This is a genomic window from Chryseobacterium elymi (assembly GCF_003385495.1).
In the GTDB taxonomy this organism is placed as follows: Bacteria; Bacteroidota; Bacteroidia; order Flavobacteriales; family Weeksellaceae; genus Chryseobacterium; species Chryseobacterium elymi.
In genome coordinates, this window is sequence record NZ_QNUH01000001.1 from 324,499 (window position 1) to 339,697 (window position 15,199).

At 37.4% G+C, this 15,199-nt stretch carries 15 protein-coding genes; 6 read left to right on the forward strand and 9 right to left on the reverse strand.

Going from position 1 to position 15,199, the window contains the following annotated elements:
- Positions 1-108 precede the first annotated feature (108 nt).
- On the forward strand, positions 109-852 hold the full coding sequence (gene sufC / locus DRF60_RS01385; RefSeq protein WP_116010329.1) for a Fe-S cluster assembly ATPase SufC: 744 nt from the start codon (positions 109-111) through the stop codon (positions 850-852).
- A 116-nt stretch (positions 853-968) separates the two neighbouring features.
- Entirely contained in the window at positions 969-2,276 is a 1,308-nt protein-coding gene (gene sufD, locus DRF60_RS01390) for a Fe-S cluster assembly protein SufD (RefSeq protein WP_185144565.1), read from the forward strand.
- Positions 2,277-2,471: 195 nt separating this feature from the next.
- On the opposite strand, the gene DRF60_RS01395 is transcribed toward sufD, so the two are convergent.
- A complete protein-coding gene (locus DRF60_RS01395; protein WP_116010330.1) occupies positions 2,472-3,392 on the reverse strand; it encodes a DUF3078 domain-containing protein in 921 nt (306 codons plus the stop codon).
- Positions 3,393-3,619: 227 nt separating this feature from the next.
- Positions 3,620-4,546: a DUF3078 domain-containing protein gene (locus DRF60_RS01400; protein WP_116010331.1), complete on the reverse strand. Its 927-nt coding sequence runs from the start codon at positions 4,544-4,546 to the stop codon at positions 3,620-3,622.
- A 254-nt stretch (positions 4,547-4,800) separates the two neighbouring features.
- Here DRF60_RS01400 and DRF60_RS01405 point away from each other — a divergent pair, with 254 nt between their 5' ends.
- From DRF60_RS01405 to gdhA, 3 genes are all read left to right on the forward strand, one after another.
- Positions 4,801-5,568, forward strand: a complete 768-nt coding sequence (locus tag DRF60_RS01405; protein WP_116010332.1) for a rhomboid family intramembrane serine protease — start codon at positions 4,801-4,803, stop codon at positions 5,566-5,568.
- A 207-nt stretch (positions 5,569-5,775) separates the two neighbouring features.
- Positions 5,776-6,885 carry a DNA-processing protein DprA gene (dprA, locus tag DRF60_RS01410; RefSeq protein WP_116010333.1) on the forward strand — a complete coding sequence of 370 codons (1,110 nt, stop codon included), beginning with the start codon at positions 5,776-5,778 and terminating at the stop codon, positions 6,883-6,885.
- A gap of 190 nt (positions 6,886-7,075) precedes the next feature.
- A complete protein-coding gene (gdhA, locus tag DRF60_RS01415; protein WP_116010334.1) occupies positions 7,076-8,434 on the forward strand; it encodes an NADP-specific glutamate dehydrogenase in 1,359 nt (452 codons plus the stop codon).
- Between the two features lie 159 nt (positions 8,435-8,593).
- On the opposite strand, the gene DRF60_RS01420 is transcribed toward gdhA, so the two are convergent.
- From DRF60_RS01420 to DRF60_RS01440, 5 genes are all read right to left on the reverse strand, one after another.
- Positions 8,594-10,114, reverse strand: coding sequence for an amidohydrolase family protein (locus tag DRF60_RS01420; RefSeq protein WP_116010335.1), 1,521 nt, complete (start codon positions 10,112-10,114; stop codon positions 8,594-8,596).
- 104 nt (positions 10,115-10,218) lie between these two features.
- Complete coding sequence (locus tag DRF60_RS01425) at positions 10,219-10,959, reverse strand: LytTR family DNA-binding domain-containing protein (protein WP_116010336.1); 741 nt, start codon at positions 10,957-10,959, stop codon at positions 10,219-10,221.
- A gap of 153 nt (positions 10,960-11,112) precedes the next feature.
- Positions 11,113-11,427 (reverse strand): hypothetical protein, encoded by a 315-nt coding sequence (locus DRF60_RS01430; protein WP_116010337.1) that lies wholly within the window; start codon positions 11,425-11,427, stop codon positions 11,113-11,115.
- A gap of 114 nt (positions 11,428-11,541) precedes the next feature.
- On the reverse strand, positions 11,542-12,030 hold the full coding sequence (locus DRF60_RS01435) for a YkgJ family cysteine cluster protein (RefSeq protein WP_116010338.1): 489 nt from the start codon (positions 12,028-12,030) through the stop codon (positions 11,542-11,544).
- Positions 12,027-13,001, reverse strand: a complete 975-nt coding sequence (locus DRF60_RS01440; protein ID WP_116010339.1) for an ion channel — start codon at positions 12,999-13,001, stop codon at positions 12,027-12,029. The genes DRF60_RS01435 and DRF60_RS01440 overlap by 4 nt, the downstream gene beginning before the upstream one ends.
- 154 nt (positions 13,002-13,155) lie before the next feature.
- Between DRF60_RS01440 and DRF60_RS01445 the strand changes: the two genes are divergently transcribed.
- On the forward strand, positions 13,156-13,536 hold the full coding sequence (locus tag DRF60_RS01445) for a group III truncated hemoglobin (RefSeq protein ID WP_116010340.1): 381 nt from the start codon (positions 13,156-13,158) through the stop codon (positions 13,534-13,536).
- A 40-nt stretch (positions 13,537-13,576) separates the two neighbouring features.
- Here DRF60_RS01445 and DRF60_RS01450 read toward each other — a convergent pair whose 3' ends face one another.
- Positions 13,577-14,647: a calcium:proton antiporter gene (locus DRF60_RS01450; protein WP_116010341.1), complete on the reverse strand. Its 1,071-nt coding sequence runs from the start codon at positions 14,645-14,647 to the stop codon at positions 13,577-13,579.
- Between the two features lie 202 nt (positions 14,648-14,849).
- On the reverse strand, positions 14,850-15,188 hold the full coding sequence (locus DRF60_RS01455) for a DUF6122 family protein (RefSeq protein ID WP_116010342.1): 339 nt from the start codon (positions 15,186-15,188) through the stop codon (positions 14,850-14,852).
- Positions 15,189-15,199: the final 11 nt, after the last annotated feature.

Here is a 15,199-nt window from a genome sequence, read left to right on the forward strand (position 1 = left end):
ATAAATTAAAAATAGTATTTCATTCGCAGACTTCGGTACATTTGTAATTAATGGTTAGGATTACAAAAGACAAAAACGTCAGTCTGATCTTGCGATAAACTTGAATATATGTTAGAGATAAAAAACTTGCACGCCAAAATTGAAGATGGCGCAGAAATTTTAAAAGGTATTAATCTTGAAATAAAACCGGGGGAAGTTCATGCGATTATGGGACCGAACGGAGCTGGAAAATCTACTCTTTCTTCTGTTATTGCAGGAAAAGAAGATTATGAAGTTACGGATGGTGAAATTCTTTTTCAGGGAGAAAACATCAGCGAAGATGCTCCTGAAGACAGAGCGCACAAAGGGATCTTCCTTTCTTTCCAGTATCCAGTGGAAATTCCGGGAGTTTCTGTAACCAACTTTATTAAAGCTGCCTTAAACGAAACAAGAAAAGCAAATGGATTGGAGGAAATGCCGGCCAAAGAAATGCTTGCCCTTATCCGTGAAAAATCTGAGCAATTAGGTATAAAAAAAGATTTCCTTTCGAGATCACTTAACGAGGGTTTCTCCGGAGGTGAAAAGAAAAGAAACGAGATCTTCCAGATGATGATGCTTAATCCTAAACTGGCTATTCTTGATGAAACGGATTCAGGATTAGATATTGATGCATTAAGAATTGTCGCAGATGGTGTGAACCACTTTAAAAATGAAGGAAATGCGGTTCTTCTGATCACTCACTATCAGAGATTGCTTAACTATATCCAGCCTGACTTTGTTCACGTTCTTGCCAATGGGAAGATCATCAAAACCGGTGATAAATCTCTTGCCTTAGAGCTTGAAGAAAAAGGCTACGATTGGCTTCTTAACTAAGAAGCAACTCTTTTCAGCAGGGATTTTATCAATCCTTTCTGAAGATGCGGAAAAACCGCAGTAAATAGTATTATTTCAAATATATAAAATAAGGTGTGATGGCCGAAATATCAGTAATGGCTTTATACGATCAGATTATTGACAATCACGGTGAATTTTTGGAGAGCCTTCGTCACAGATTTCTGGATGAAGATAGAAAAACTGCTCTTCAGAATTTCGAAAACTTAGGTTTTCCGACAAAAAAAGACGAAGAATATAAATATACCAGCATCAAAGAGATCACAGAGAAAAACTATAATTTTTTCCCTAAAGAAAGTCATAATATTACCAAAGAACAGCTGGATCAGCTGCATTTAGGTGAAGAGAATTTTGACTGGATCGTTTTTGTAAACGGTAAACTTCATAAAGAACTTTCAAAAGTTTCTATTGAGAATGTAGAATTTCTTTCATTCAACTACGCATTGAATGATGAGAAACACAAAGAAGTATTTGATAAGTATTTCAATACCATTGCTTCTAAAGACACTGCTTTTACGAACTTAAATCTTGCCTATTGCAAATACGGTTTCTTCCTAAAAGTTCCGAAAAATGTAGTGATCGAAAAACCGATCCATATTTTCTACATCTCTCAAAATCAGGAAGAAAACACATTCTACAATACAAGGAACTTACTGATTGTAGAAGAAGGAGCAAAAGTTGAGGTTATAGAAAGTCACCATAATTTTGACAGTACGTATGTACTGACGAATTCTGTGACGGAAATCTTTACGTATCCCAATGCAAAAGCAGACTGGCATAAGCTTCAGAATGACAACAACACGTCATATCTGATCGACAGTACTTTTGCAAGACAGGAAAAAGACAGCTTAACTACTGTAAATACTTTCTCTTTCGGAGGAAAACTGGTAAGAAACAATCTGGATTTTATTCATAACGGAAACAATATCAATTCGTTTATGAACGGAATCACGATTATTGGAAAAGATCAACTGGTGGACCACCATACAGCAGTTCACCATAATTTTCCGAACTGTGAAAGCTACCAGAATTACAAAGGTATTTTCGATGGAAATGCACACGGTGTTTTCAACGGAAAGGTTTTCGTAGATAAAATTGCCCAGAAAACCAATGCCTACCAACAGAACAATAATGTATTGCTAAGCGAAGGAGCTACCATTGATACCAAACCTCAATTGGAGATCTTTGCAGATGACGTAAAATGTTCTCACGGATGTACAGTAGGCCAGCTTAATGAAGATGCACTGTTTTATTTAAGAGCAAGAGGAATTTCCAAGAAAGAAGCTCAGGCATTGCTTTTATATGCTTTTGCCAATGATGCCATGCAGAACATCGACATTGAACCGCTTAAAGAAAAAATCTCAAAACTTTTAGCTGAAAAGCTTCAGGTTGATATAGAATTTTAAGACTAATATAAATTGATATCAAAAAGCACTTCGAAATGAAGTGCTTTTTTTATTAGGTGAGATGGGAGTTCGAAGCTTGAAGATGGTTATTCAAGTCGAATCTAAGCTCTTGTTCTTTTCAAGAGATAATTCCTTTATTATACTGTCAGAAACTATAAGTCTACTAGTAACTTCCAGCCTCCCTCCTCCGTCTTATTATTTCAGCCAGGACTGATTATCTTTCTTATCGGAACGTTTCTTTCCATTATCGATATTATATGCGAATCCCACTCCTAAAGTCTGCTTAAGCTGTGTTTTTTGGATTTGGTTATGATCATACAACAGATCCAGTGTAATATTCGTTGAAATAAACTTGTTGATCTTCATATTAAGGATTCCGCTGTACCCAAGCACCAAATGATCAGGATGGTCAAGATAGTTTGAAAATACCGATGCAGTATTGGTCAGGTTGATATTTTCCATGATCTTGATCTTATAGATAGCCGTACCCAGGAAACCGAACTGGAACAGAGAAGAATCTCCATCATTCTTAAGTCCATAAGTTCCTGCGGTCTGGAGATCTTCGTCCAATACAAATGTCCATCTTGCATTGGCAGGGCGAAGTGTCATTGTAAAGTTGTCATTGGGACGGTATGTAACACCGGCACCAATATTGAGATATCCCGGAGCCATAAAATTGGAGATCTTTTTAGCATCAGGATTATTCCCATCTTCATAACCTCCTGCAAACTGAGTCTGAAGGCCTATTCCTCCAGAAAGATACCAGTTTTTGGCAAATTCGCGCCCGTAATTGGTGGAAAGATTAATCACATCCTGTGTTTTTCTGGTTCCGATACCTTTTGTGTTATTCTGCCCATACCCCAGAATGATGATATTCTCCCAGAGATCCTTCCCTTTTTCATAAGTAAGGTTATAATTAACCCCGGCAAGCCATCCAACATTGTTAGCTCCTCCACCAACCCAGTTTGAAAAAGCTGCCTGGTTGAGCATTAATGTATTTTGCCCCTGTACAGACCATGCTTTTACGGTGTCTGTTTTAGCAACATCAGTTTTGACTTCCTGAGCCATTGTGGTGATTCCAACAAAAATGGAAACGGTTAATAAAAGTTTTTTCATAAATAAGGATTTTCGTTACAAAAATATACATATAATTTTTGTTAAAAAACTAATCACTCGTATTTGAAATACTGAATTAATATTTAGTGCACTAAAAAACAGCAAATTACATCTTCGAAACAGCCACAAAAAGCAAAAATGAACTTATCTCTACTTAAAATTATATTTATTGTTAAAAAAAAGCGCCTCATATTGAAGCGCTTTCCTATTGAATGAAATTTAATAATCTATTTTTTTATCCACCACTGGCTGTCTTTACGATCAGAGCGTTTTACTCCATTATCCAAAGTATAGGCAAATCCTATCCCAAGCGTTTGCTTCAGCTGTGTTTTCTGGATCTGGTTATGATCGTACAGCAGATCCAATGTGACATTAGATGATATGAATTTATTGACTTTGAAGTTTACAACAGCTCCATAAGCAAGAACCAGCCGTTCCGGATGGTCCAGATAATTGGAGAATACAGAAGCAGTATTGGTTATATTAATATTCTCCATTAGTTTTACTTTGTATAAAGCCGTTCCCAGGAAACCAAACTGTAAAAGTGAAGTATCACCATTATTTTTTAAACCGTAACTTCCTGCGAACTGCAAGTCTTTATCCAGAACGAAAGTCCATCTGGCATTGATAGGACGCATGGTTATCGTAAGATTGTCATTAGGCCTGTATGTGATACCCATACCGAGGTTCAGATAACCGGGAGCCATAAAATTAGAGATTTTTTTAGCGGCCGGATTGTTTCCATCTTCATAGCCCTTATAAAACTGTGACTGTAATCCCGCCCCTGCAGAAAAATACCAGCTATTAGAGAATTTCCGCCCGTAATTAGTAGAAATATTCATTACATCCTGTGTTTTCCTTACGCCAAGCCCCTTAGTATCATTCTGTCCGTAATTCAGGGCAATAATATTTTCCCAGAGGTCATTATCTTTTTCATAAGTTATATTGTAATTTACTCCGGCAAGCCATCCTACGTTATTAGCTCCTCCACCAACCCAGTTTGAAAAGGCGGCCTGATTGATCATCAGAGTATTTTTTCCTAGTATTGACCAGTATTTTACCGTATCTGCGACTATCGAATCTTTTTTCAATTCTTCTTGTGCACTTGCATAAATTCCCATAGAAAAGGAAAGAATCAATAAAAACTTCTTCATTATTTTATATGATTTTCATTACAAAAATATTAATATAATTTTTTAAACGTGAATATTGGTCTATAAAAGCTTTAAAAAAATTAAAATCTCTTCAATAGTCAAAAACTGGCCAGTTTAATACGTTCAATGTCAAAATACTAGGTTTAGAATATTAAAATAGAAACCTTTTGTCTTAAAATAAACACTAGTCTTGGAAATACATCGACAAAATTTCCGAAATTTATCATTGGCTTTTGATTTGACGTACCATCGACATGTTTAAAGATATAATTTCCAAAAGAGCTGTTACAACCCCTTTGCTGATGCTTTCAGCCATGTGGTTCGGCTACTTTCTGCAGATGCAGGGCTTTTTTCAAAGCTGTTTTGGGGCTATAATACCTCTATTGCCAGAAGGCTTACTGGGAGTCATCACCTCTCCTCTTCTGCATGGAAATATTGACCATATCATAAGCAACTCTATCCCTGTAGCTATTCTTTTGTTCCTTTTATACCAGTTTTATCCGTTAATTGCCAATAAAGTCTTTATTATTGGCTGGCTGGCAACAGGACTGCTGGTCTGGCTGCTACCTCCGATAGACATTCTCACCGGCAATTACATATATACCTGTACCATTGGAGCCAGCGGAGTGGTATATGTCCTTGCCTTCTTCCTGTTCTTCAGCGGAGTTTTCAAATGGAATATGAAGCTTCTTACTATATCGCTGCTTGTTGTTCTCTATTACGGCAGTTTGGTATGGGGTATATTTCCTGAGGAATTATTCTACAATCTTCAGGAACCAAGCAAAATATCCTGGCAGGCCCATCTTTCGGGAGCTGTTGTGGGAAGTATCATCGCTTTTGCCTTTAAAAATGTAGGCGACAGAAAAAAGAAATATATCTGGGAATTCCCAAACTATTACAGTGAAAAAGATGATAAACTATGGCAGGAGTACAAAGAAAATCACCCGGAGGATTTTCTGGAACTGCCTTATAAAAAAAGAGATGACATCTGGGATCATTTGGATGAATTAAGAAAAAAATAAAATGGAACTGGAAGCTCGGAGGTTGGAAGTTACTATTAGACTTAGTATTTCTGAAAGTTATCGAAAATTCTGGTGAGCTCTATTAAAAAAGTAATAAAACAGGCCTATGGCTATTCATTAGGTGATCAATAACTCACCTCTTCAAACTCCAGGCTTCCTGACAATATTTTACTCGGGTTATTTTATTACATTTGAGAAAACACACACATGATCACTGAAGAACATTTCTATGCAATCGCCCTACGCGAATGCAGCTTGATTGGAGATATTAATTTTCAAAAGCTTATCCATGCATTTGGAAGTGCTGGAGAAGCCTGGAAGAAAGCAAAAAGGGAATTCAGCAAAACAGATGGCGTAGGAAAAAAGACTGTAGCCGATATCGGAAATGAAGAATATCTGAAATTTGCAGAAAACGAGATTAAATTCTGCGAAAAGAACAATATTCAAATCAGGCTGCGACATCTTAAAGAGCTTCCTTATCTGCTTAATGAATGCGATGATGCTCCTGCAATTCTCTATCAAAAAGGAAATTTTGACGATTCTTTACAGAAGATCAGTATTGTAGGAACACGGAATATGACTTCTTACGGCAAGCAGTTTATCGTGGATTTCTTCGAAGCCTCAAAAAATTCTAAATACATATCCGTCAGTGGATTAGCTCTTGGCGTGGACAAAGAAGTTCATGAGCAGTCTATTCAGTTTAAAATCCCTACTATAGCAGTTCTTGCTCACGGTTTTCATACGCTCTACCCTTCCAAAAACAAAAAACTATCTGAAAAAATCCTGCAGGAAGGTGGCACTTTAGTAACAGAATTTAATTCTTCCCGCAAACCGGACCGGGAAAATTTCATTCAAAGAAATAGAATCATAGCCGGGATTTCTCCTTCAACGATAGTGGTAGAAACTGGATTCGGTGGCGGGTCAATAAGTACCGCATCTTTTGCCAACGACTACAATCGTGAAGTTTTCGCCCTTCCCGGAAAGATAACAGATCCATACAGCCAGGGATGTAACCAGCTGATATTCCAGCATAAAGCAGCTGCCATTTCTACTGTTAAAGGGCTCGTAGATTCAGTTGGGCTCAATCATTCAAAAGAGAAAGTCGCGGAACTGTTCCCATATAGTAAAACAGATGTACAACTTACTGACAGTCAGGAAAGCGTATATCAGTTGATAAAAGCCCATCCTCAGGTATTTCTGGACGATCTTGCACAGATGATTTCGGTACCGTCTTATAAAATTCTTCCTATAATTTTAGAATTGGAGCTTTTGGGGAAAGTAAAATCATTTTCCGGGAGGCAATTCATGGCAATTTGAGAATTAACGATTTCTTAATATTGCATTATTTGAGACGTAACTTTTAATTTTTAACAAAGTTTGATCATAAATTATCAATTTAATAATATTTCGACACATTATTATTTAATTTTTAACAATGTTGAAATACAGTATTGTGAATCTTGAAAAAAAAATTAAATTTGTTGACAATAATATTCAACCCTAATATATGGAACAATATAATATTGACCAGAAAATCCAGGAGTTTATTGCCAAGATTGAAGCAAAAAATCCTAATGAACCAGAATTTTTACAAGCCGTAAAAGAAGTAGCTGTGACTGTAATTCCGTTTATTATGACTAAGAAGGAATATACAGGCATGAAGCTGCTTGAGAGAATGGCTGAAGCTGAAAGAATCATTATCTTCAGAGTTCCATGGGTTGATGACAAAGGAGAGATCCAGGTAAACAGAGGTTTCAGAATTCAGATGAACTCTGCAATCGGACCATACAAAGGAGGAATCCGTTTCCATCCTACTGTGAACCTTTCAGTTCTTAAATTTTTAGCTTTCGAGCAGGTATTTAAAAACTCACTGACTACTCTTCCAATGGGAGGAGGTAAAGGAGGTTCGGATTTCGATCCGCAAGGTAAATCTGATATGGAAGTAATGCGTTTCTGCCAGGCTTTCATGACTGAGCTATGCAAGCATATTGGTCCTGAAACAGACGTACCTGCAGGAGACATTGGTGTAGGAGCAAGAGAGATCGGATACCTTTTCGGACAATACAAAAAAGTAAGAAACGAATTTACCGGAGTACTTACAGGAAAAGGCCTTGCGTACGGAGGTTCACTTATCCGTCCTGAAGCTACAGGATACGGTGTGGTGTACTTCGCAGAGCAGATGCTTAAAACAATCAACGAGACTTTTAAGGATAAAATCGTAAGTGTATCAGGCTTCGGAAATGTAGCCTGGGGAGTAATCAAAAAAGCAACTGAGCTTGGTGCTAAAGTGGTAACAATTTCTGGCCCGGACGGTTATATCTATGATAAAGACGGTATCAGCGGAGAAAAAATTGATTATTTATTAGAACTTAGATCTTCCGGAAACAACAGGGCTGAAGACTATGCTAAAAAATATCCTTCTGCTGAATTCCACGCTGGAAAACGTCCTTGGGAAGTGAAATGTGATGTAGCATTCCCTTCTGCAACCCAAAATGAACTGGATCTTGAAGATGCTAAAGTTTTGGTAGAAAACGGATGCCTTTGCGTTACCGAAGCTGCGAATATGCCTTCTACTTTAGACGCCATCAATTATTTCCTGGATAATAAAATATTGTTCTCGCCTGGTAAGGCTTCCAATGCCGGAGGTGTTGCTACTTCAGGTCTTGAGATGACGCAGAACTCTATCCGTCTTAACTGGACTTCTGAAGAGGTTGATGCAAGACTGAAGGAAATTATGATCGGCATCCATAAAGCTTGCAGAGACTACGGAAAAGACGAAGATGGCTACGTAAACTACGTGAAAGGGGCAAATATTGCCGGCTTCGTGAAAGTTGCAGAAGCAATGCTGGCTCAGGGAGTGGTATAAAAATAAATAAAGGTTGGGAAAATTCCCAGCCTTTTTTGATATAGCCTGTTCCCGGGATAATGGGAAAAAAGTAAAAAGTGAAAGGAGAAAGCGCAGTACATGTTACAGCGCTTTTTTTATTGTATCAGATGTAAAAAATTAAAACATTAATGGATATCTTCATTTCAGGTATTCATCAATTTCTATATTCCTGTTTTCATTGTTGCCATCCTCGATAGCTTTCAGAATCATTTTAATTTGAGCTTTACCAATTACATGTTTATTAAAAAACACATACTCAATAGCTTTTGTATTTCTGATATCTTCCAATGGATTTTTAGAAAGGAGCACCAAATCTGAATAGTAGCCTGCTTTTATCTTCCCGGTCTTGCTTTTCATCCATTCACCAGGCTCCACCGTAGCAGAATAGATGGCCTGTGAATTGGTCATTCCGGATTGAGATAAAGACTCTAATTCATCGTGAAGAGCAAACCCGGGAACAACCGTGGCAACATTAGCATCAGTTCCGGCCATAACAGGGACATGATGATCCACCAATGCTTTGGTCATGATGTGAATCGCTTCCACATAGGTCTCCCAAAACGTCAGTGATAATTTTTTTGCTTCAGGTGTATCTTTTCCATCATATTCATAGCCATTTTTACCGGGTAACCAGCCCATTTTGTACAATGGCGTTCCTTCAATAATTTTGGGATTAGCATATTTTAATTCTATTGCTTTAAGCTTAGATTTCAAGTCAAACCGCTGGGCTAAAAAGCTTTTGCATAACCAAACGGTTGAAGTAACACTTACCTTATTTTCTTTTAGTTTTTTGGCGATCTGATGTGACCGTGTTTTTAAAAAACGGAGATATTCTTCGGGATTTTTAGAAATTGATTTTCCGAATTCATCAATTGTTTTAACGGTTATCTCTTCAATATGAGCGACTTCCTTCTGTCCTGAGTGAGAAAAGGTTTCTAAATCAACCAACGGTATGTGCCCAATAACCGGTATCTTATTTTCTTTAGCCATCCCTATTGTTGTTTTAAATATTTCCGGATTCACAAAACCGTACATTTTGATGGCATCATAGCCCTGCTCCTTTATTTTCTTTATGGCTTTTTCTGCATCTTTTTTATTGGAATAATTGACGGACTGTCTTGTCCAGCTATAATAATAACCCGCCAGACCAGCCTCACTAAATATAGGTGGTGAAGCAACAAACATCCTCGGCCCCAAACCGTTTTTCCGTATTGATTTCCGCCATTCTAAAATCTCCGGATTCCCGGCCATTTCCCTGATGTAGGTAACCCCATTCGTCAGATACAAAAACAAATCATTTTTACTTTCTTTTACATGAACATGGCTGTCTACAAGACCCGGAATAAGATACTTCCCTGTACCGTCAATGAGGGTAGCTTCCTTATTCACGGGTTGATTGGCGTCAAGCTGAAGAATGAGTCCATCTTTCATAAGGACATTCTGATTTTTAATAAAATGAGTACAATCTTCTGAAAGGACATTGACATTTCTAATTTGTACTAATGGTGATGGCTTAATAAATGAAGAAAAGTTAATAACCCGGGTAGATTTACCCAGGACTTTATTGAGTTCATGATCTGCCCATAAAAAAATACAGCCCATCATGCACCATCCTATTGCAGATGACCATACAATTCTCCTGATCCAAAGCTTTTTCATACAATATTTATTCTTAATCTGGAAGGCAAAATAAAAACAAAAACACCGTTCAACAAGGTGATATGAAGGATTAGGGATGAAATACGCGGTTTTAGGTACGGAAATTATAAGGACAACAAATGTTCTCTGTAATTTTTAGAGACAGGAAGTTCAATTTGAGTAAGCGAAATGGTATCCGCATTTTTCCAGGCCTTAAAATGAGAAGGATTGATGAGGTGTGAACGATGAATCTGAATCAAAAAATCAAAATCATTCTGAATCTTTTTAAGTGTGCTGCGAATGAGTTTTACCTTTACTTCATTTCCTTCTACAAAGAAAATCTCAACATAATTCTGAGCATTGGAAACACAAATCAGCTCATCTTTTTTAATTTTTAAAATATCCAGCTTATTGTCTCCCCTAATGATGATAATGTCATCCTGTGCAGGAATTAATGAAACTACATATATTCTTGCCAAAACTATGATGGGCGTTGAAATTAAAGCTGATTTAAGAATGATGGTCTCTAAAAATTTGATAAACCCATATCCTCCATTCAAAATAGGGCTCTTATAAAGACAATATGTGCCTATCCAAAAAAGAAATTGAAAAAAAACAATGCTTATTAATTCAAACCCAATGTTCCATTTTGCCAGTTTCCCATAAACCTTTTTCTGCAGCAAAGCAATAACCCCATAACACAGAAATGCAATGATGCTAAATCCAATACTAATAATGATCCATACCTTAAAACTAATGGTTCCGTCGTCAAACGGTCTGATAAAAAAAGCAAAAATGAAAAGCCACATACTCAGGAAAACTCCTATCAGTAAGTGATGCTTAAGGGAAGGGTTTAATCTTTTCATTGAATAAATCAGCTTGGCCCGAATGATCCGGATCTATAATTACATCTGAAATATACGTAAATAATATACGGGTTGATTACTTCAATTAATGGATAACAAAAAAATCCTGAGACATTTGTCCCAGGATTCCCTTTCTACTTTGCTCAATATTTACTACTTAGATGACTTTGCTTTTTTCTTAGCTTTTCTTTCTGCTTTGGTTGTTTCTGAAGGTTTCGTAGCATCTGTTGTGGTCTCCGCCGTAGCATCAGTTGTTGCAGCCGGAGTCGTTGCATCTACCGTCGTAACAGTTGTTGTGGTATTTTGTGTTTGAGTACTGGTGTCTGTAGTAGTGCTTGGTTGTGTATTCTGCTGAGGCTGAGTGGTCTGGTTATTAGACGTATCGGCTGGCTTTTGTGGTTGTGTCTGGGCCGATACTGCGATTACACCGACTAAAGTAAACGCTGCAGTTAAAACTAACTTTTTCATAATGTAATATTTTAAATGGTTGTTTAAATTAAACGACACTCTATTTACTAAATTATGTGTAACGGTCTTATTTAACGCACTTTATAATTATTTAAGATATTTTTACACGAAGTATTATTTTGAAATATTCTTCATCATTCTTTCCACAAACTCAAATGCAGCCGGGCATATGACAGTATTTTTCAGCATTAAACTATTGATCTGGTAGATCTTTTTACGATCCGTATGCGGATATTCCCGGCAGGCTTTGGGCCTTACTTCATAGATAGAACAGGTATTGTCTTGATTCAGAAAAAAACACGGAAGACTCTGTAGCACCTTATCGTTATCTTCATCTATCCTTAAAAATTTAGCTTCAAAATCAGCCTGTTTCATTCGCAGATGTTTTGAAATGCGCTCAATATCTTTTTCGGTATATAAAGGTCCCGTTGTTTTGCAGCAATTAGCACATTGCAGACAATCAACTTCATCAAACACTTCATCATGGGTTTCCTGAACAATATAATCGAGGTTTTTGGGCGGTTTCTTTTTCAGTCCGTCCAGAAATTTCTTATGTTCTTTCTGCTTCTGTAAAGCCTGTTTTTCGTAAAGGTCTAAATTCATTTATTTATGGTCTCCAGCACAGCTGGAAGATCTGCTTTTTGATAGTCATTAATTTTATCCAGATCCAATATTGTTGTCTGGTCATTATTATCCGGATAGTACATTGGAGCGAACTTAGCTCCGTAGACAATTTCCTTCGATACATAGGAAGACCTCTGAACTACCGTATTGGAAAAGACTTCATCAAATGCCCGGACCTGAACGATAATTTCAATATCCGTGCTCTTAAAATCATCTTCAGAAAAGGCGTAGAAGGGTGAATCTTCCTTTATTTCATGAACTACTGTCCAGTTCAGTGCCAGGGTGTTAATCTTGCTCAGATGGGTCTTTAAAGAATAAAAATTACTTTTTGGAACTCCATTTTCGATCACTTCAATAGCTGTTGAAACAATAACATCCGCGTCCGTCAAAGCATTGTTTTTATAAGGAGCCAGCCTGAGCATCAAAGCTCTTGATTCTTTAAAAGGGGCAATAACTGCAATATCCGAAAACCTGAGGTAAGCTCGCGGTCTTGAGAATCTTCCATAAAAAAGTCCGGTTGCAATGGCAAAGGTAAGCAATCCCAGGAAAGCTTCAAAGGTAGCCACTAAGCTTGCAGTAAAGCCCACGGGTGCAATCCTTCCGTAGCCTACTGTTGTAAAGGTTTGGGAACTGAAGAAAAATACATCGATAAACTCGTTAAGGGGATCACTTTTATCAATTCCGGTAAGATGTTCTACTCCAATGAGATAATAAATCATTGCAAATACCAGATTAATCAGAATATAGGCGACCATCAGGTAAGATAAGAAGCGAAAGGTAGACAGATTCAGCATGGTGTGGTACCAGCTCAGCCTATTAAATACATTCACACCTCTTCGCTTTACATTCGGAAGACCGTCCTTATTGATGAACCTTCCGGATGCATTGCTGCCAAACCCGCTGTTTTCGGTATTTTTCTGACGGATTTTTTGTCTGAAGCCTCTTGCCATTGTTATACTATTTATTTTTATTAACTAACTGTAATAAGCTAATTTGTTTTTATCAGCTGGGTCTTTTTATGATGCAAATATAAATTATTGTTTTCATGAAATTTATCAAGCTGTTGATTGAATTTTTAATCTGATTTTGCAGTACATTTGAAATATGAAAAAATTAGAATCAAGAGAGGATATTGAGCATCTTGTTAATTCATTTTACACGAAAGTCGTTAAAGATGAGACGATTGGTTTTTTCTTTAATGATGTGGCCAAAGTAGACTGGGACAAGCACCTTCCAAAAATGTATTCGTTCTGGGAATCTATTCTTTTTGGGCAGATGAGCTATAAAGGAAACCCTATGGCCGTTCATTTTCCGATCAATGAAATTCAGGCTATGGAACAGAGACACTTTGATCAGTGGCTGAAGCTTTGGAGAGGAACCATTGAGGAAAATTTTGCCGGAGAAAATGCAGACATGGCCATATATAAATCCGAAAACATCGCCAGGCTGATGGCTTTTAAAATGGAACAGGTGAGGAAGCTGTGATATACGTTTGAGAATCGGAAAGTTTGAAGGTGAAGATTTATTATGGAACGATAACCGTAAAAATGTAGGCTGCGAGATTCACCAATAAAACGGTTCCGTACAGGACATTTGTTTTACCACGGCTTAAAGAAAGCATTACTATAAATACGGATAACGAAAGAAGGATAATATCTTTTTTATCAAGTCCTAAAACCAACGGAATGTCATAAATGATACAAACGGTAGATACTGCCGGAATTGTTAAACCGATACTTGCCAAAGCAGATCCCAATGCCAGGTTTAAGCTGGATTGTATCTGGTTACTTCTTGCAGCACGTATGGCGGCCACTCCTTCAGGAAGAAGTACAACACCTGCAATAATTACCCCTACCAAAGACTTCGGAGCGCCGATACTCTGTACCATTCCTTCAATGGTTCCGGAAAGCCCTTTGGCCATCAGGACAACAATGATCAGGCATACTACCAGAAAACCAAAGCTTATGAGCGTCTTTTTCAATGAGGGAATATAATGTTCTTCCGGATGTTCATCAGGAACGATAAAATAGCTTCTGTGGCGCACAGTCTGCACCATCAGGAAAACTCCGTAGATCACAAGACAGGCAACGGATATAAAAATAAGCTGTGCCTCGTTATAGAAGGGCCCGTTGACACTTGAGGTAAAGTTGGGAAGGACAAGGGTAAGGACAAGAATTGAAACAATGCTTACCAGATAGGTCGTAGCTGAGGTCCTTGCAAAGAACTGTTCATGATATTTTACACCGCCTATAAGGATGCAAATCCCCAGAATTCCGTTAAGAATAATCATTACAGCAGCAAAAACAGTATCTCTGGCCAGCGTGATCGCCTGGTCTCCACTGGCGACCATCAGTGAGATGATAAGCGCAACTTCAATAATAGTGATACATAGGGCAAGAATAATGGTTCCGAAAGGTTCCCCCACTTTATGAGCCACCACTTCCGCGTGATGCACTGCGGATAAGACACTTCCGGTGAGCAGTATCCCTGCGATAATATCATATAAAATTCCCGCTCCCATCAGTCCGGAGAAATAATACCCTACAGCAAGGACAGGGAAAATATACGTATAATGTAAAAATTCTTTCAATCTCATAAAGTGTCTACAAAATATAAAAAATCTATGAAATTTGAAATATCAAAAGATAATATTAATAATATTTTAATCCAGATTAGGCCTTTTTCTTCTTTAATAAGGTAAGGAACTTTACGATCATAGCGTTTAAAGTTATTCGAAATCAAATTTTGTGAGACCTTTAAAAATTAATTCCCAACAATAGCGTCTATCTTCCCTCCTCCTAATAGATCCACAAGTTAAAATCCAGAAAATCCGTCAGCATATGAAACAAAAGACCAATGGCCACAATTCTGGTATTTCCTTTAAAAAAGAGCAGCAAAAAATACACCGCAATAGCATAATAGGAATGTAAAATGTGAAAGCCTATACTATTTCTTGATGGATCAAGAATAGGATTGGCAAAAAGATGGTCCAGATCTACAAGCATGGTAGCCAGCATAATAATATAGGATTTCTTCCAGTTTTTATGAAAAAAGGTAAGTGCTATAAAAACCGGAAAAACCAGATGTAAAAAATAATGTATGAATGTTTTAAGTAATACAATGTCAGATAAATTCATTAATACTCAGT

Coding starts and splice junctions, on each gene's coding strand:
- dprA (WP_116010333.1), top strand. CDS start 5,776: ATGATCACTGAAGAACATTTCTATGCAATCGCCCTACGCGAATGCAGC.
- DRF60_RS01400 (WP_116010331.1), bottom strand. CDS start 4,546: ATGAAGAAGTTTTTATTGATTCTTTCCTTTTCTATGGGAATTTATGCA.
- DRF60_RS01445 (WP_116010340.1), top strand. CDS start 13,156: ATGAAAAAATTAGAATCAAGAGAGGATATTGAGCATCTTGTTAATTCA.
- DRF60_RS01425 (WP_116010336.1), bottom strand. CDS start 10,959: ATGAAAAGATTAAACCCTTCCCTTAAGCATCACTTACTGATAGGAGTT.
- gdhA (WP_116010334.1), top strand. CDS start 7,076: ATGGAACAATATAATATTGACCAGAAAATCCAGGAGTTTATTGCCAAG.
- sufD (WP_185144565.1), top strand. CDS start 969: ATGGCTTTATACGATCAGATTATTGACAATCACGGTGAATTTTTGGAG.
- DRF60_RS01430 (WP_116010337.1), bottom strand. CDS start 11,427: ATGAAAAAGTTAGTTTTAACTGCAGCGTTTACTTTAGTCGGTGTAATC.
- DRF60_RS01455 (WP_116010342.1), bottom strand. CDS start 15,188: ATGAATTTATCTGACATTGTATTACTTAAAACATTCATACATTATTTT.
- DRF60_RS01420 (WP_116010335.1), bottom strand. CDS start 10,114: ATGAAAAAGCTTTGGATCAGGAGAATTGTATGGTCATCTGCAATAGGA.
- DRF60_RS01435 (WP_116010338.1), bottom strand. CDS start 12,030: ATGAATTTAGACCTTTACGAAAAACAGGCTTTACAGAAGCAGAAAGAA.
- sufC (WP_116010329.1), top strand. CDS start 109: ATGTTAGAGATAAAAAACTTGCACGCCAAAATTGAAGATGGCGCAGAA.
- DRF60_RS01440 (WP_116010339.1), bottom strand. CDS start 13,001: ATGGCAAGAGGCTTCAGACAAAAAATCCGTCAGAAAAATACCGAAAAC.
- DRF60_RS01395 (WP_116010330.1), bottom strand. CDS start 3,392: ATGAAAAAACTTTTATTAACCGTTTCCATTTTTGTTGGAATCACCACA.
- DRF60_RS01450 (WP_116010341.1), bottom strand. CDS start 14,647: ATGAGATTGAAAGAATTTTTACATTATACGTATATTTTCCCTGTCCTT.
- DRF60_RS01405 (WP_116010332.1), top strand. CDS start 4,801: ATGTTTAAAGATATAATTTCCAAAAGAGCTGTTACAACCCCTTTGCTG.